General features: G+C 71.3%; 13 protein-coding genes. 6 read left to right on the top strand and 7 right to left on the bottom strand.

The annotated features are described in order from the left end of the window. The 4 genes from FOE67_RS03205 to FOE67_RS03190 form a co-directional block, all read left to right on the top strand. A partial coding sequence (locus FOE67_RS03205; RefSeq protein WP_438874175.1) for a transketolase occupies positions 1-860 on the top strand: 860 nt, incomplete at its 5' end. Continuing rightward, positions 857-1,945 carry a transketolase family protein gene (locus FOE67_RS03200; RefSeq protein WP_182660204.1) on the top strand — a complete coding sequence of 363 codons (1,089 nt, stop codon included), beginning with the start codon at positions 857-859 and terminating at the stop codon, positions 1,943-1,945. The genes FOE67_RS03205 and FOE67_RS03200, both read left to right, overlap by 4 nt. Then, the gene (locus tag FOE67_RS03195) at positions 1,942-3,642 is read left to right on the top strand and encodes an AMP-binding protein (RefSeq protein ID WP_182660203.1); all 1,701 of its coding nucleotides are present in this window, start codon (positions 1,942-1,944) and stop codon (positions 3,640-3,642) included. Before FOE67_RS03200 ends, FOE67_RS03195 begins: the two co-directional genes overlap by 4 nt. A gap of 249 nt (positions 3,643-3,891) precedes the next feature. Next, positions 3,892-5,037: an acyl-CoA dehydrogenase family protein gene (locus tag FOE67_RS03190; RefSeq protein ID WP_182660202.1), complete on the top strand. Its 1,146-nt coding sequence runs from the start codon at positions 3,892-3,894 to the stop codon at positions 5,035-5,037. Between the two features lie 29 nt (positions 5,038-5,066). Here the strand turns inward: FOE67_RS03190 and FOE67_RS03185 are convergent, their stop codons facing one another. After that, the gene (locus FOE67_RS03185) at positions 5,067-5,657 is read right to left on the bottom strand and encodes a CGNR zinc finger domain-containing protein (protein WP_182660201.1); all 591 of its coding nucleotides are present in this window, start codon (positions 5,655-5,657) and stop codon (positions 5,067-5,069) included. A 92-nt stretch (positions 5,658-5,749) separates the two neighbouring features. Between FOE67_RS03185 and FOE67_RS03180 the strand changes: the two genes are divergently transcribed. Together FOE67_RS03180 and FOE67_RS03175 are read left to right on the top strand one after the other, a co-directional pair. Beyond that, a complete protein-coding gene (locus FOE67_RS03180) occupies positions 5,750-7,270 on the top strand; it encodes an MFS transporter (protein ID WP_182660200.1) in 1,521 nt (506 codons plus the stop codon). 95 nt (positions 7,271-7,365) lie between these two features. After that, on the top strand, positions 7,366-8,544 hold the full coding sequence (locus FOE67_RS03175; RefSeq protein ID WP_182660199.1) for an FAD-dependent monooxygenase: 1,179 nt from the start codon (positions 7,366-7,368) through the stop codon (positions 8,542-8,544). Between the two features lie 240 nt (positions 8,545-8,784). Here the strand turns inward: FOE67_RS03175 and FOE67_RS03170 are convergent, their stop codons facing one another. The 6 genes from FOE67_RS03170 to FOE67_RS03145 form a co-directional block, all read right to left on the bottom strand. Continuing rightward, a complete protein-coding gene (locus tag FOE67_RS03170) occupies positions 8,785-9,372 on the bottom strand; it encodes a YdeI/OmpD-associated family protein (RefSeq protein ID WP_143618032.1) in 588 nt (195 codons plus the stop codon). A 141-nt stretch (positions 9,373-9,513) separates the two neighbouring features. After that, positions 9,514-11,484, bottom strand: a complete 1,971-nt coding sequence (locus tag FOE67_RS30220; protein ID WP_323384112.1) for an SRPBCC family protein — start codon at positions 11,482-11,484, stop codon at positions 9,514-9,516. Between the two features lie 33 nt (positions 11,485-11,517). Beyond that, positions 11,518-12,006: a type II toxin-antitoxin system RatA family toxin gene (locus tag FOE67_RS03160; RefSeq protein ID WP_182660198.1), complete on the bottom strand. Its 489-nt coding sequence runs from the start codon at positions 12,004-12,006 to the stop codon at positions 11,518-11,520. Beyond that, positions 12,003-13,619, bottom strand: coding sequence for an aldehyde dehydrogenase family protein (locus FOE67_RS03155; RefSeq protein ID WP_182660197.1), 1,617 nt, complete (start codon positions 13,617-13,619; stop codon positions 12,003-12,005). The genes FOE67_RS03160 and FOE67_RS03155 overlap by 4 nt, the downstream gene beginning before the upstream one ends. A gap of 306 nt (positions 13,620-13,925) precedes the next feature. Next, complete coding sequence (locus tag FOE67_RS03150) at positions 13,926-16,277, bottom strand: non-ribosomal peptide synthetase (RefSeq protein WP_182660196.1); 2,352 nt, start codon at positions 16,275-16,277, stop codon at positions 13,926-13,928. A gap of 149 nt (positions 16,278-16,426) precedes the next feature. Then, positions 16,427-17,476, bottom strand: a 1,050-nt coding sequence (locus FOE67_RS03145) for a 3-deoxy-7-phosphoheptulonate synthase (RefSeq protein WP_228473492.1), incomplete at its 5' end; no start/stop codon positions are given.

The raw sequence follows: 17,476 nt of genomic DNA, 5'->3' as shown, positions 1-17,476 counted from the left end.
CCGCGAGCCCCGCCGGGGCCGGGCCCCCCGACCCGCCCGCCGGCGTCGATCTGACCGAGGCGACCCTCCGCATCAGGGAGCACATCCTCGGAATGTGCGCGAGCGAGGAGGGTGGTCACCTCGGTGGTTCGATGTCGCTGGTGGAGATCCTCGCGGTCCTGTACCTGCGGGTGCTGCGCCACGACCCCGGCTTCCCCGGCATGCCCGAACGCGATGTACTGCTGCTCAGCAAGGGCCACGGCGGCATCGCTCTGTACGCCGCACTCTGCGAGGCCGGCTACTTCCCGGCCGAGGACCTCGCCGAGTACGCCGAGCACGCCGGACCCTTCACCGCCCACCCCCACCCGGGCATCCCCGGTGTGGAGGTGCCCTCGGGCTCGCTCGGGCACGGCCTGGCGCTCGGGGTCGGCTACGCGCTCGCCCACCGGCTCGACCGGTCCGACCGTCGCTGCTTCGTGGTGATGGGCGACGGTGAGCTCCAGGAGGGATCGGTTTGGGAGGCCGCCTCCGTCGCCGCGTCCCACCGGCTCAACCGGCTGACCGCGATCGTGGACCGCAACGGCCTTCAGATAACCGGCGACACGGAGTCGGTCGGTTCCCTCGAACCGCTGGCGGACCGCTGGCGTGCCTTCGGCTGGCGGGTGGTGGAGGCGGACGGGCACGACACGGTGGCGCTCACCACCGCGCTGGGCGCGGAGCCCGACCCCGAGCGGCCCACCGTGCTCATCGCCCACACCGTCAAGGGCAAGGGTGTCGCCAGGATCGAGGGGCAGGCGCGGAGCCACTACGCCAAGCTCAACCCCCGCCAGAAGCAGCAGCTGCTCAAGGCACTGCGTGCGGACGCGGAGGCCCGCCGATGAGCACCGCGCCCGCGCCCCCGCCTCTTCGTTCGACGCGCGAGGTCTACCGTGACACCGTCGCCGAGCTGCTCCCCGGCGAGGAGCGGTTGGTCGTCCTGGACACCGATACCGGGCTCTTCGGCACGATGGACCCCGGTGCCGGCACCGGACGCTATGTGAACATCGGGATCGCCGAACACACCCTGATGGGCGCTGCCTCCGGCATCGCCCGCGAGGGACGTGTCCCGCTGGTGCACACCATGGCGGCGTTCGCCTCCTCCCGCGCGGTGGAGGCCGTGAAGCTCGACATCGCACTGGACAACCTTCCGGTGCTGATCGCCGCCACCCACTCGGGAGTGTCCGCCGGTCACCTCGGCCCCACGCACCACGCGCTGGAGGACCTGGCGGCGATGCGGACGCTGCCGAACATGACCGTGGTGGTGCCGGGTGACGGCCCGCAGACGGCGGAACTCCTGCGTCAGGCAATCGCGTTGGGCACGCCGGTGTACTTCCGACTCGGTCGGGGAGCCACTCCCGACCTGCCGTCCGACGCACCGACCCGACTGGGCCGGGCCCGGGTACTGCGCGAGGGCACCGATCTCACCGTGGCCGCCTGCGGACCGTACCCCGCCCTGGCCGCGCTGGAGGCCGCCGACGCCCTGGCCCGGGACGGTGTCTCGGCCACGGTGCTGCAGATCCACACCGTCAAACCGCTGGACACCCCCGCGCTGCTCGACGCGCTCGGTGACCGGAACGCACTGATCACGGTGGAGGAGCACTGGGGCGCGGGCGGTTTCGGGTCCGCGGTGGTCGAGGAACTCAGCCTGCTGCGGCCGGTTCAGGTGCACCGCGTCGCGATGCCGGACGCGTTCGTCACGGTCGCCGGTAACCAGCGGCAACTGCTGGAACGGGGCGGTGTCACGGCGCAGACCATCGTCGACCGTGCCCGGCGGATACTCGCCGACACCTCCGGGACCGGCTCGGGCGCGGGCATCGGTACCGGGCGGCCCCACCGCTCCGGCGCCCACCACGACACCGGGGCGGGCGACCACACCGTCCCGACCCACGACCCGGACCCGGGCCGGGCCGCCGGAGGCGCCCGATGACGACCACAGCGAGCGCGTACGGTGAGGCGCTCCCGGCCCGGGCCGGGACGGGCCCGGCCGACGCGCGGCCGGCTGACCGCTACCGGGCCGAGGGCTGGTGGCGCGAGGAGACGATCCTCCACGACCTCCGCCGCTGGGCCGCGGAGTATCCCGAAAAAGCGGCGCTCATCTGCTACTCCGGCACCGAATTCCAAACCGTGGGCTACGCCGACCTCGCCCGTCGGGTCGACCGATTGGCGGTCGGACTGTTACGGCTCGGCGTACGGCGGGGCGACGTGGTGACGATCCAGTTGCCCAACTCCTGGGAGTTGGTGGCGCTGTGCCTGGCCGCCGCGCGCGTCGGCGCGGTGGCGGGTCCGGTCGTGCCGAACATGCGCCGCCGCGAGGTGGAGTTCATGACCCGGCTCACCGCCAGCCCGGTGTACATAGGCCCCACGAGCCGCAGGGGCTTCCACTACGCGGAGATGAGCGCGGAGGTCGCCCGGGCCGTACCGACGCTGCGCCATCGCGTGCTGCTGCGCCTCGACCCGGAAGAGGACCGCACCGCCGGTGCCCTGGACTTCGTCGACGACCTCTACGCTCCCGACCCCGACCCCGAACTCCTCTCCCGGCTGGACGATCTGGAGGCCCTCGCCGACGAGGCCGGTCAGATCATGTTCACCTCCGGCACCACCGGGGAGCCCAAGGGCGTCGTCCACAGCCACAACACGCTGTACTCGATGAACAGGGCACAGGCCGAGGTCCTCGGCCTGTCCCGGGACGAGGTCACCGCGATGGGCTCGCCGACGAGCCATCAAGCCGGTTACACCTGGAACTTCCTGATGCCGATGCTGCTCGGCGGCACCGCCGTACAGGTCGACCGCTGGGACCCGGTGCAGATGCTGCGCGTCATCGAGGAACAGCGGGTCACCTTCTTCATGGGGGCGCCCACCTTCCTCTCCGATCTGATCGACGCCCAACGCGGGACACCGCACGACCTGTCCACCCTCCACGGCTTCGCGACCGGCAGCGCGCCGATAGCGCCGCTGCTGGTGGAGGACGCGGACGTGGTGCTCGGATGCCGGGTCCACGCCCTGTGGGGAATGACGGAGAACGGCTGCGTCACCATCACCCGCCCCGGGCAACCGCCCCTGCGTGCCGCCGAGAGCGACGGCGAGGCGGTGCCCGGCATGGAGGTGCGGATCGTCGACCGGGCGGGGCGTCCGACGCCGCCCGGTGACACCGGGCTGCTCCAGGTGCGGGGCTCCGCCCAGTGCCTCGGGTACTTCCGGCGCCACGAGGTGTACCGGGCCTCCCTCACCACCGACGGTTGGTTCGACACCGGCGATCTGGCCAGGGAGGACGGCCACGGCGGCATCCGGATCGCCGGCCGCGTCAAGGACATGATCATGCGCGGCGCGGAGAACATCCCGGTCGTCGAGGTGGAGGCCGCCTTGTTGCGGCACAGCGCGCTCAAGGACGTCGCCGTGGTCGGCTACCCGGACCCACGACTCGGCGAGCGGGCCTGCGCCTTCGTCGTCAGCACCGACCCGGGTTTCGGCCTTCCCGAACTGCGCGCCCACCTCCAGGGCCTGGGAATGAACCGGACCTACTGGCCGGAGCGGGTGGAACGACTGTCGGCCCTGCCCCGTACACCCTCCGGGAAGATCCAGAAATTCGACCTGCGCGACCGGCTGCTCGACCGACCGGTCGGCTGAGCGTCCGAGGGCCGCGCCCGTGTCCCCGACCGCGCCCCTCCTCCCAGCGTGGCCCCGGGTGGGGGAACCCCCGGCGCGATCCCGGGCCGCCGCGTCACGGGAGGTGGAGCACCGGCCCGCTCCCCGTCGCGGACCCGGCCGCCCCGGTTCCACGGGCGATCGGGGCCGCGTTTCCCCGGCAATCGCACCCGGAACCCCGACCCCGGACATGACCGGATCAGACCCACCTGAAAGGCGGAACCCGCTCCCATGGACTTCACCCTCAACCCTGCCCATACGGAACTGGCCAAGCGGGTGGACGAGTTCGTCGAAGAGAAGATCGCTCCGCACCGGCAGGAGAACGACCACGAGGCCACCTACCGCCCGGGGTTGATCGCCGACCTGGCGGCGGCCGGGTTGTTCGCGTTGCGGATACCCCGGGAGCACGGCGGCCTCGGACTGGATTCCGTGAGCTCCGGCATCGCCTTGGAGCGCCTGGCCGGGGGCGATCTGGCGGTGTGCTTCCCGGTCCTCAACGCCGGGCTCATCGGCGGCGTCCTCGCGGACAACGGGACGCCCGGGCAGAAGGCCGCCTGGCTGCCGCCGATCGCCCGTGGCGACCACCTCGTCGCCCTCGCGCTCACCGAGCCGGACCACGGCACGGACGCCGCCGGCATCCGGCTCACCGCCCGCCCCGAGGGGGACGGCTGGGTCCTGGACGGTGAGAAGACCTCCATCATGATCGCCGCTCACGCCACCCACGCCCTGGTGTTCGCCCGCACCGGCGGGGAGGGGGCCGGCGGTATCAGCGCGTTCTACACCGCCCTGGACGACGAACACGTCCGCCGGGAGCGGTTGAGCGACCTCGGCTGCCGGGCCGGCGGACGCGGACGGCTGATCTTCGACGGGCTGCGGGTCGGGCCCGGGGACCTGGTCGGGGCGCCGGGCGGCGGCTTCCGCGCGGTGATGCGCGGCTTCGGGGTGTCCAGGGCGCTCATCGCGCTGATGGCCATCGGGGTGGGAAACGCGGCCCTGGGCGAGGCATACGCCCACGCGAAGCGTCGGACGGCCTTCGGTCAACCGCTCGGCCGCCACCAGGCGGTGACCTTCCCGTTGGTGGAACACACCACCCTGCTGCACGCCGCGCGCCTGGTCTCGTTCGAGGCGCTGTGTCGCGCCGACCTCGGCGAGGACCCGCGTATCCCGTCGAACATGGCCAAGTGGTGGGCGCCCAAGGCCGCCGTGGAGGCCGTTCACCAGGCGCTGTTGACGCTGGGGCACCTCGGCTGGAGCGAGGACGGCCCGATCGCCCAGCGGCTACGGGACGTCATCGGGCTTCAACTCGCCGACGGTACGGCGGCGGCGACGAAGATGACCGTGGCCCGGCTGCTGCTCGGCAAGGAGTACGCGCCGTGACCGCCGGATCGCCCCCGCGCGCCGGGGGCTCAGCGGGCCGCGGGGGCGGTCCTCAGACCCTGCCGGTAGGAGTGCATCTTGGAGCGGACGCCACACACCGCCATGGAGCACCACCGCCCGGACCGGTTGCGGGCACGGTCGTAGAACGCCCACGTGCAGCGGTGGTCGTGGCAGGACTTCAGCCGCTGCCAGGTCCCCTCCACGGAGGCTTCCACGACGATGCCCAGAATGCGGCCGAGCAGCCCCGGCACTCCCTCCCGGCCGGGCCGGAGGCCGGGTCGACCGGAGGTGTCGAAACCGAACACCAGGGGGCAGCCCTCGGCGATGCGAGCGATCGTGGCGCGGGCCCGCGGGTCGTACTCCCCGCCGTTGTGCTCGCGCATCAACGCGCGAAGTGCCTCGCGGAGTTCGACCGCGCGCCGGTGATCCGCCCCGGTGATCCCGGACGGATCCGTGGGGTGGCCGGCCCTCTCCATCCAGCGCGCGAGCCCCTCGGCCGTGACGAACTCGTCCGGGCCGAACTCGACGTTGACGCTGTTGACGAACGCCTGCACCAGGGCCAGCGGGCCCGGTGCCACCTCCCGGTCGCCCGGCTGTCGAGTAACCGCATCTCCTGCCATCCGACCGAGTTTACCGGCCAATCCGGGTGGCCGGTAACCGTCCCGACGTCCCCGGACACCACCCATCCACGGCATTACCCGAAAGGACACTCATGACCAGCAGGACCGGCGGGCGTCCGCCACTTCTCCTCCTGTGCTCCGCACAGTTCATCCTCGCCCTCGACTTCGCCATCGTGAACGTCGCTCTCGGCGGCATGCAGCGCGACCTGGGCTTCACCGACAGCGGCCTCCAGTGGGTCGTGGGGGCCTACGCGCTGTTCTTCGGCGGCTTCCTGCTGCTCGGTGGCCGCGCGGGTGACGTGATCGGCCGCAAGCGACTCTTCGTGGGCGGCCTCTCGGTGTTCACCATCGCCTCCCTGGTGGGCGGGCTGGCCACCACCCCGTTCCTTCTGGTCGCCTCGCGGGCGTTGCAGGGACTTTCGGCCGCGGCGGTCTCACCGGCGATCCTCGCCCTGATCGCCGCCGGTTTCCCCGAGGGGAAGGAGCGGGTGAAGGCGATGGGCGTCTTCGGCGCCGTCTCCTCGGCCGGTTTCTCCGGCGGTGTCGCGGCGGGGGGTCTGCTCACCGAGTACATCGGCTGGCGTGCGGTGATGCTGGTGAACATTCCGGTGGGTGTGCTCATCGTCGCCCTGGCCGCCGGCAAGCTGGCCGCCGACCACCGCGCCACCCGCTCCACGAAGCTCGACGTGCCGGGCGCGATTCTCGTCACCTCGGCCATGTGCGCCTTCAGCTACGGCCTGACGATCGCCGCCGACCGGGGATGGGGGTCGACCGCCGTGGTCGGTTCACTGACCGCGGGTGTGCTGCTGCTGGGTGCCTTCCTGGTCGTGCAGACCCGGGTGGCGGCCCCGTTGGTGCCGCTGTCGATCTTCCGCAACCGGGCGTTGTCCGCCGGTAACGGCATCGCGTTCCTGTCCGGTGGTGTGATGTCGGTGTCGACGTTCTTCATCACCATGTACCTCCAGCAGGTCCTCGAGTACTCGCCGGTCATGACCGGACTCGCCTTCTTCCCCCAGGCGTTCGTGGTGTTCCTGGCCAGCGTCCCGGTGGTGCGCCTCACCGGCAGGCTGGGCGCCCGGAACATGCTGGTCATCGGTGGTCTCCTGCTCCTCGCGGGCTCGGTGCTGCTCTCCCGGGTCACCGCGGACGGCTCCTACTGGCTCGTGGTCCTGCCCGGCGGTGTGCTGCTCGGCCTCGGTGTCACGGTCATGATGATCACCACCGCGGTGGCTGCCACCAGCGGGGTCGCCGGACCGCAGATGGGCCTGGCCTCCGGTCTGTACAACTCCGGCCGTCAGCTGGGGGTGGGGCTGTGCCTCGCCCTGGGCGTGGTGCTGGCCGGCATGGTCCAGGGAGCCGTACGGGCCATCCCGATCAGCGGGTTCCAGACGGCGTTCTGGTTCACCGCGGCACTGTCCGCGGGGATCATCGTGACGGCCGCGCTCGGCCTGCGGAACACCGCCGTCGCGGCACCTGCTCCGCGCCCGGGCCCGCCGGTCGGCGGGCCCTCGACGGGAGACGTCGACCGGCGGGTCGACCGGGACGGGTCCCGGCAGGACGCTTCCCGGCAGGACGGAGAGAACACCGCCGGCGTCCCCGCGGCGGCCCGGTAGTCCATCGGCGGCATCCGCCGCCTTCCCCAGCGGCCGGCCCCCCATTCCCCCCGGGGGGTCGGCCGCGCGGTGTGAGGAGAAGGAGAGTACCCACCATGATGCACATCCTCGTCGCCGGCGGCGGCATCGGCGGACTCGCCGCGGCGCTGGCCCAGGTCCGTGCGGGACATCGGGTCACCGTCCTGGAGGGCAGGCCCGGATTCACCGAGATCGGCGCCGGCATCCAGCTCGCGCCCAACGCGTTCCGCGCCCTGGAGGACCTCGGCGTACGCGCCGGTGTGACCGAACGCGCGGATTTCATCGACGCGCTCCGTTTCATGAACGGCGTCACCGGCGAACAGATCACCACCATGCCGCTGACCGGCGCCTACCGCGCCCGCTTCGGCAACCCGTACGCCGTTGTCCACCGCGGCGACCTCCATCGGGTCCTGCTGGACGGCTGCCGCGAGGCGGGCGTGGAACTGCTGAGCGGCCAACGCGTCACCCACTACACCCGGCGCGGTGCCCGGGTCGTCGCGCACACCGCGGCCGGTACCCGCTTCACCGCGGACGTGCTGCTGGGGGCCGACGGACTGCGGTCGTCCGTCCGTGAGCAACTCGTCGGTGACGGGCCGCCCCGGGTCTCCGGCCACACCATCCACCGTTCCGTCATCCCCATGTCCGAGGTCCCCCGGGCGCTGCGGGCCCGGGCGGTCACCCTGTGGGCCGGCCCCGCCTGGCACTTCGTGCACTATCCGATCGGTGGCGGCGCGTACCTCAACCTGGCCGCGACCCGCGACAACCGGGCCGTCGAGGAACTCACCGGCGTCCCCGCGGACCGCGCCCGGGTCTGTGCGGAATTCAACCAACTGGCGGACGAGGCACGCCGTTTGCTCGAACTGGGTCGGGATTGGCGGACCTGGGTGCTGTGCGACCGCGATCCGGTGGACACCTGGGTCGACGGCCGGGTCGCGCTGCTCGGGGACGCCGCGCACCCGATGCTCCAGTACGCCGCGCAGGGCGCCTGCATGGCGCTGGAGGACGCGGTGACGCTCGGCTCGTTGCTTCGTTGCGACGCGGAGGACGTACCCCAGCGCCTGGAGAAGTACAACGCGGTGCGGCGCGAGCGCACCGCCCGCACCACCTTGACCGCGCGCTGGATGGGGGCCGAGCTGTACCACCCGGCCGGCGCCCGGGCCGCGGACCGTGATGCCCTGCTCGCCGGGTACTCCACCGCCCGGCTGTACGACGCCGTGGCCTGGCTGCACGGTGGCGACGAGCGGGGCGGAACCTGACGGGACGGGGCCGGGGCCGCCCCGAGCGGTCAATGCTCCCCGCACGCACGCACGCACGCACGCACGGCGAGGGCCGCTGCCCGGTGACGGCGGCGGCCCTCGGTCTCTCCCCTTCCGGCCCCGGCCACCGGCCGGGACCGGCACGCCGATGAGCCCCGGTCGTCGACCGACCGGGGCTCCGCATCACACGCGTCGTACGACCCGGTCGCACGACGCCGACGCCGACGACGCCGGCCGACCTCAGCGTCGCCGGGGACCGTGCGGCGGCTCGCCGTTCGCCAGGCGTTCCACGTACGTGGCGATCCGACGGGCCCGCGTCTCCGGCTTCACCGCTTTCTGGACGTTGAGCAGGATCTGGTACCGGTTGCTCCGGCTGAGCTTCTCGAACGCCTCCGCCGCCGCGGGTGAGGCGTCCAGCGCTTCCCGCAGGTCCGGGGTCACCTCGGCGGTGCTCTGCGGGGCGTATGCCGCCTCCCATCGGCCATCGGCCCTGGCCAGCTCGATCTGTTCGAACCCCGCCGGGCGCATGCGGCCCGCCTCGATCAGGGCCTCCGCCTTGGCGACGTTGATCTTCGACCAGGGGCTGCGGCGGCGACGGGGGGAGAAACGCTGGGCCCACCAGCCGTCCGGCACGTTGCCGGAGAACGCCTTGCCGTCGATCCAGCCGTAGCACAGGGCGACGTCCAGGGCCTCGTCACGGGTGATCGAGAGGACATCGGTGCCCTTCTTGGGCAGCGCGACCCAGACCTCGTCGGCCTCCTTGTGGTGCTTCTCCATCCATTCGGCGAACTCGTCGACCGTCGTGCAGGTCAGAATGTTGTCCGTCATCTCCACCGTTCCCACTCTCACGCGTCCTCACGGGGGCCGCACACGTCCGTGGTGCCTCTCCGGCCCACCCACGAACGTGTACGACCCCCGCCCACACCCCCGGTTCGGCGGCGAGGCCGAACCGGGTGCTCCCGTCTTCGGCTACGCCGCCGTGTCCACCGGCACCGGCTCCCGACGCGCCGTCGGCCCCCCGGTGCTCGCGGCACCCCGCTCTCCGCCGCCCGCGGCGCTCTTCTCCGCGGCGGCCTTCACCCGCTGAAGGGTCTGCCGCATACCGTCACGCAGCTCCCGGAGATGCGACTCGTGGCCGTCCAGCAGCATATTGGCGAACGACTCGGTGCGCTTGCGCTGTCCCCTGCTCTGCCCCGAGACGTCCCAGACCTCGGTGACCAGCGTGCCCTCGCCGTCCGGGACCAGCCGATAGCCCCAGCGCACCCCGTTGGTGGTGGTGCGGAAGGCGAAGGAGCGACCCCGCTCGGACTCCTCGACCCGGTTGGAGGTGACCCACACGACCCAGCGGCGTCGGTTGATCCCGATGAACCGCGCGCCGACCCCCCGTGTGCCACCCCGCCAGTAGCACCGGCGGCACTCCGGGCTCCACTCACCCATCCGCGTCACATCGCTGATCAGGTCCCAGACCTGCTCGGGAGAGGCGTCGATCCGTATCGACACCTCCTCGGGGCGGGGGGCCGTCGTGACCCCCGGGACGGGCGCGGGAGAGCCGGCTCCCCTCTTTCGGGCCAGCCGGGCGCCCACCCGTCGCGCCTTGCCCAACTCGGCCAGGTACGGGTAGTGGTCGACCTGCATGGTGTGCCGGGTGGAGTTGACGTACCGCTTGGCGAGCCCCTCCTTGTAGCGGGTGATCTCCCGGTTCATCCGCTCCTCGGACGGCAGTGCGGCCTTCCCCTCGATGAGGTCGGCCACCCAGTGGGACTGCGCCTCGGCCAGGACGGTCGTGGCGCCGAGCGGTTGGAAGAGGCCGATGAAGTACAGGCCCGGGTTCCGGGGATCGACGACCCGGTGGAAGAGGGAGACGTCGTTGTCCTTCGGGGCGATCACCGACGGGTCCAGGAAGGGGAAGCCGACCTTGTAGCCGGTGCAGTGGATGACCGCGTCGATGACCTCGCTGCTGCCGTCGACGAAGTGGACGGTGTCGCCGTCGAAGTGGCTGATGTTCGGCTTGACCCCGATCCCGCCGTGGCCGAGTCGGGGCAACAACGCCTCGGAAACCGTCGGATGGGCATTGAACAGCTTGTGCTCGGGCTCGGGCAGCCCGTAATCGGTGACCTTGCCGACCGTCATCCGCAGCAGCAGCGCCATCACCCGGCGCTGGGCCTCCCGGGGCATCACCCGGGTGATGAACGGGTTGATCAGATCGTCCCCCGCCTTGCCGAACATGAACTTGGGGAACACGTATCCACCGCGCCGCAACGACAGGAACGTCCGCTCCGACACCAGCGAGGTCTCCACCGCGATGTCGGAGGCCGAGTTGCCGAAGCCGACGACCAGCACCCGCTTGCCCGCGTAGGAGTCGGGGACCCTGTAGTGGTGGGAGTGGATCTGCTCACCGGTGAAGCCGTCCGCGCCGGGGAAGGCGGGCTCGGGCATCCGGGGGTCCCAGTGGTGTCCGTTGGCGACCAGCACGGAGCCGTAGTGCCGGGTGGTCTCCGTACCGGTGTCCCGGTGGCGGGCGGTGACGTTCCACCCGCCGCCCTCGGCCGGCACCACGTGGGTGACCTCGGTGCGGAACGCGATCGTCTCGCGGAAACCGAAGTGGTCGACGTAATCGTCGAGGTACCGGGCGATCAGGTAGTGGTCCGGATAGTGCGGATAGTCCTTCGGCATGGGGTAGCTGCGGTACTCCGACAGTTTCCTGGAGGTGTTGATGTGCAGCGAGCGGTACCCGGACGACATGCCGTTGTCGTTGAGGTAACGCCAGTTGCCGCCGACCCGGGAGCCGGCCTCGTAACAGTCGAAGGCGACACCGCGCTCGTGCAGCACCTGGCAGGACGCGAGGCCGGACCAGCCGGCGCCGATGACGCAGACCCGTCCCCCCGGGGCTTCCACGGCGTGCCGCACGGCGTCCTCCACCGAATTCTTGTGGGTGTTCACTGAGCCTCCTTGCGCTCGGTGCGCGACTGGCGGCTATGCCGCGACCAGGTCCCGCAGATGGTGTTCGCCGGCGGTGATCCGCGCTGGACCTCCGACGGCGGTGATGATCCGGTGGGCGGTTCGTACGAGCACCCGGCCGACGGCCGAGTCGATCGCCCCCGCGAGGTGCGGAACGCTGGTGCGGTAGTGGACCTCGTAGTCGATCTCGCACCCCCGCGGTAGTTCCGTGACGGTCCAGGAACCCATCAACTGCTGGAAGTCGCCGCTGACCCCGAGGAACTCGATCCGGTTCGGGGTCGGCCCCTCGCCCACCAGCCGGGTGCGTTGCGTCCAGGTGGCCGTGCCACCGCGGAAGCCGAGCACCCAGGTGTGCGGTCCGGTGGCGGCGTCCGCGTTGTCGTCGGCGGGGGAGACGGACCGTATGTCCCCGGCGTACCGGGGGAACGCCAGGGGGTCGCACAGCAGGCGCCACACCTCGGTGGCCTGCCCCGGGACGGTCGCGGTCAGCTTTCGGGTGGTCATGACCCCGGCTCCTTCTCCGCCGCCTGTGTTTCGGCGGGCGCGTCGTGGGTGGGCCGTACGACGCTGACCGCCTGGAGCCAGGTCGTACGCAACATGGGGTGACTCGCCTCGCCGAAGGCTCCACCGGTCAGGCCGGGGCCACCCTGGTTGGGCAGGAAGGGGACGAAGCCGCTGTGCGAGTCGTTGATCTTCAAAGTGCCCGCGTTGTGGACGTTGTCCAGGAAGCGCTGGACGGTCGAGGAGCCCCGGGACCAGAAAGAGTTGCGCAGCCCGTAGGCGTTGGTGTTCACGAAGGACACCACCTGGTCGAGCAGCTCGTCGTCGGGGGTGTCGGCGTCGGGTACGACGATCGGCAGCAGGGGGAAGAACGTCTCGTCCCGCACGACCGACAGCGAGCGGGCGTCCGCCAGGCCGTCCAACCGGACCACCGTGGGTTCGATGAAGAACCCGGTGTCCGAGGGCGTGCCGTCCACCTCCAGCCGTCGACCGCCGTGGACGAGGCGGGCTCCCCTGTCGAGCGCCTCCGCCAGGGAATCGTAGAACCAGTCGATGCCGAGGACGGGTGTCAGGACGACTCCGGGATCCTCGGGGTAGCCGGGTTTGATCTCCCGAATCGCCGCGACGAGGCGATCGATGAGCTCGTCGGCGATGGCCGGATGGGCGATGACCTGATTGGGCACGTTGCAGATCTGGCCGGAATTGAGGAAGAACTGAGTGATGCTCTGCACCGCGAGGTCCGGATCGGCGTCGTGCCAGACCACACAGCAGTCGTTGCCGGCCAGCTCCAGGATCGGCTTCTTGCCCGCCGCGACGGCGTCCCGCTCGAACTCCATCCCCTTGGCGCTGCCGCCGAAGTAGAGCACATCGTTCACGTGCTCACTGGCCAACCAGGTCTCGAGCATGGGTGGGCCGCAGAACGCGTTGAGCGTGCCGGGGGGTGCGCCGATCTCCTCCAGCACCGGTGCCACGATCTCCCGCATGGCGTACATGCAACTGAGCGCGACGCCCCGGGGCGCCCGTACCACGACGGTGTTCCCCGCGATGAGGGCGGCGAGACCGTTGAGCGCGTTGACGGCGGCGGCGTTCTGCGGCGGGTTGATGCACACGACGCCGTCGGGCAGCCGGCGCAGAATCATTTCGCGATCCCCGTCGTGGCGACGGAACTCCATCTGCTCGGAGCAGAATTCAAGTGTCTGCGCGCTCCAACTGGTGAACGGAATTCCGGTGAGCATGCTCATTGCCGCCGACCTGGGGGTCCCCTCCGCGACCAGGATCTCCACCAGCGGATCGATGTGCTCCAGCAGGCGGCGGGCGATCATACGGGCCGCCTTCAACCGCTCGGAAAGCGGTACTCGGCGCCACTGCGGCGCGGCCTCGGCCGCGGCCTTCAGCGCCTGCTCCGCCATCGCCTCATCCGCCACCACACAGGCCCCGACCACACGGTCCGCGGCCATGTCCGGGGTGACGAGGCCGAGGTCGAGATCCTGCTTGAGCCGCAGGCCGGGGAAGGTGTCGTCGAGCAGAGTACGTGCGGTGACGGTGTGGACGAGTCGTGTGTCGTCCCCGGTGACATCCCGGCCACCGATGTAGGCCGGGTATACCCCGAACTTCATGCAACCCCCTTCAATAATTCAGGACACGGATGAATTCCGCGCATGAGGCTTCGAACAACAAAGCTCGAACGAAGAGTTGGGAACGACGACGTCCGAACACGGCTGATGTCACAGAATCTAGGCCGGCGACTCCCCCCGAAGCAGGGGAGGGGAGAAAGGATCGGCTATCGAAGTGATACCCGGGCGCACCGATTTCCCGTGACGTCCGGCACGGTGGCCCCGGTTGACGCGTGGGCCCGTGTCCCGGGCACGCGGTGGCTCCCCCCACACCGGAGTGGAGGCGCGAGCCACCGCGTACCCACCGGGTCAACCCGCCGGGGCGGCGATGGCGCGATCCACCAGGTCGGCCATCGCGGCCACCGTCGGCTGATCGAAGAGTTCGATGATCTCGATCTCCACCCCGAACCTCTCCTGCACCAGGCGGACCAGCCGAGCGGCACGGAGTGAATCCCCGCCCAGCTCGAAGAAGTTGTCCCGGACGCCGATCCCCTCCAGTTCCAGGATCTCCGTCCACAGCGCGTGGATCGCCTCCTCCAGCTTCCCGCCGGGTGCCCGGTACGGGGTGTCCACATCCGGACGGGAGCGCGGTGGCTCGGGCAGCGCGGCCCGGTCGATCTTGCCGTTCGTGCTGGTGGGAAGGCCGTCGATGACGTACGCGGCGGGCACCATGAACGAGGGCAGCCGTTGGGCCAGCCCGCGGCGCAGTTCCCGCACGGTCGGCGCGGGCTCGGCGTCGGGCTCCACGTAGGCGGTCAGTCGGACATCACCCCGGCCGTCCCGGCGGGCGAGTACCGCGGCCTGCCGGACGCCGGGCAGGCCGGCCAGCACGACCTCGATCTCACCGAGGTGCACCCGGTTGCCCCGCACCTTGATCTGGTTGTCGGCCCTGCCGACGATCTCGATGCTGCCGTCCGGCCAGTAACGGGCCAGGTCACCGGTCCGGTACATCACCGGGTGGGTCCTCGGGTCGATCGGGTTGTCGATCCACTTCTCCGCGGTGGCGTCGGGGCGCCCCAGGTAGCCGGCCGACAGGCTGACCCCGGCGATGCACAACTCCCCGACCGGGCCCGGCGGAAGGGGACGCAGCCGCTCGTCCAGGACGTAGCTGGTGACGTTGGCGGTGGGGCGGCCGATCGGGGGCAGCCGGTGGGCCCTGCCCTGCTCGCCGAGCCGCTCGCCGAGTTCGGTGATGTCGCAGGCGGCGACGACGGTGGCCTCCGCCGATCCGTACAGGTTGATCAGCCGGAACGGCAGCCCGGCAGGCGGCCAGGACTGGATGCGTTCCCCGCAGACCCGGATGTTCTCCAGCGGGGTGTCCCGCGGCCACTCCAGCCGCCACAGTCGTTCGGCCATCGGCTTCATCAACAGGGTGGTGGTGATGCCCTCCCGCAGGAACCACTCCTGGAGGCGGTGCTCGGAGGAGACCACGGAGACGTCCGGGATGTGCACGGTTCCGCCGACGGCCAGCACCGGGAAGCACTCGACCTCGATCATTCCGTAGCCGGGGGCCGCCAGCCAGGTGCCCCGGGACCCGCTGTTCATCCCGCAGAGTTCGGCCATGCTGTGGATCAGGTTGCGGGCCGCGCCGAAGCGCACCATGACCGCCTTGGGGGCGCCGGTCGACCCCGAGGTGTAGCAGATGTGGATCAGGTCGTCGGCGGTCACCGGACGGTTGATCCCGACGGTCGGCTCGGTGCGCCAGTCGTCGGTGTCGAGCGAGATCACCGGGGCGTCACCGGCGACCTTCGCCTCGTGTGCGGAGAGTGTCAGCACGGCGGCGGCCGAGGCATCCTCGATCATGAACCGGATGCGGTCGGCGGGGAACTCGCTGTCCAGCAGGATCGCCGCACAGCCCAGCTTGAAGCAGGCCAGCTGGGCGATCAGGCTCTCCGCGCCGCGCGGGAAGCACACTCCGATCCGCTCACCCGCCCCGATGCCGCCTGCCGCGAGTCGGTGGGCCAACTGATTGGCCTGCTCGTCGAGTTCGCGATAGGTGAGTCGGTTGCCGGGGAGAATGACCGCGACCGCGTCCGGGGTGCGACGGGCGGTCTCGGCGACCAGCTCGTGGAAGAACGGCTCCGCCACGGGCGTCGCGGTGTCGTTCCACTCCACGAGGGTGCGGTGCAGTTCGGCCCCGGTGAGCAGCGCGACATCGCCGATCGTGCCGGCCGGCTCGGCGACCACGGCGGCGATGATCCGTTCCAGATGCGTGGCGTACTGATCGGCCGCGGAGGCGTCGAACTCCTCGGTGTCGAGGACGAGTTCCAGCCCGGCCCCGGTGATGGACAGGGTCAGTGCGGCGAGTGCGAGGGGGGCTTCCGAGGTGGTGTCGACCACCGCGTGGGTGGGCTGTCCGGCGTCCTCCTGCTCGGTGGGTATCGCCTGCGAGGCGGCGGTGACCAGGTCCCGAGCGGTGGTGTCACCGGTCACCCGGAGCCGGAGCCGGTCCACCACGCCCGGCCGGTGCTGTCGGCCCACCAGCAGGTCGGTCTCTCCGGTGTAGCGGTGCACGAGCACGGCGAGTGCGGCGGTCGCGTACTTCTCGGGGTGTGCGGCAACCGGTGCGGGGGCGGCGATGGCGCGTCGGTGCAACGCACCGGACCGGCCACCGACCGGCACTCGGGCCAGGGGCAGCGACGAACGGGTCAGAAGAGCCACGACGTGGGTTCCTTTCGGATCTGCGGGGCGGGATCGGGGTGGTTACGGGGGGCGGGCGACGGGCCGGAGAGGAGCGCAGGCGTGGGTACGCCGTCCGGGAAGGAAACGGCGGACCCCCGCCGGCCGGGCCCTCACCGCGCCGGAGTCGTTCAACCGGCGGCGAACACGTCCTCACGGCGGGTCGTGACCGCGTCGGCCAGATCCCGGACCATGTCGACCGTGGTCGGCCAGTCGACACACGCGTCGGTCACGCTCTGCCCGTAGGTGAGCCGATCCGTGCGGCCCAACGGGAGGTCCTGGCGGCCGGGCGCCAGGAAGCTCTCGATCATGACGCCGGCGACGCCGCGCTCACCCGCGGCGATCCGCCGCGCGAGGTCGGTGATGACCAGCGGCTGCCGCTCGTGGTCCTTGTTGCTGTTGCCGTGGCTGGCGTCCACGATCAGCTGCTGCGGCAGCCGGGCCTCGGCCAGCCGCGCGAGCGCCTCGGCCACCGGCTCACGACCGTAGTTGGGGCCGTCCCCGCCGCCGCGCAGGACGACATGTCCGTTCGGGTTGCCCCGGGTGGTCGTCACCACGGCCCGGCCGCTGCCGTCGAGACCGGGGAAGACGTGGGCGCCGGACGCGGAGACGATCGCGTCCACCGCGTCGGCCACCCCGCCGTCCGTGGTGTTCTTGAAACCGATCGGCATCCCGAGGCCGCTGGTCAGTTGGCGGTGGACCTGACTTTGGACCGTACGGGCGCCGATCGCGCCCCAGGAGACGGCGTCGGCCAGGTAGGAGGGCACCAGCGGGTCCAGGAACTCGCAGGCGACCGGCAGGCCGGAGTCGGCGATCCGTGCCATCAGCCCGCGGGCGAGCCGCAGCCCGCCGGGCAGATCGTGCGTACCGTCCAGCTGCGGATCGCTGAGCAACCCCTTCCAGCCGATCCTGGTGCGCGGCTTCTCCACGTAGACCCGCATCACCATCAGGAGGCGGTCGCGGGTTTCCTCGGCCAGTACGGCCAGGCGGGCGGCGTAATCCAGGGCCGCCTCGGGGTCGTGGACGGAGCAGGGCCCGGCGATGACGACGAGCCGGTCGTCCTCGCCGCCGAGGATCTGCGCGATGTCCCTGCGGGCCCGGGCCGTGGTCTTGCGGGCGAGCGCGGACAGGGGCAGCTGCGCCCGCAGTTCATCGGGGGTGGGCAGCGGATCGGCGGGGGC

The sequence above is a fragment of the Streptomyces calidiresistens genome (genome assembly GCF_014141525.1).
Classification (GTDB): Bacteria; Actinomycetota; Actinomycetes; order Streptomycetales; family Streptomycetaceae; genus Streptomyces; species Streptomyces calidiresistens.
This window is presented reverse-complemented; position numbering and strand designations above follow the sequence as displayed.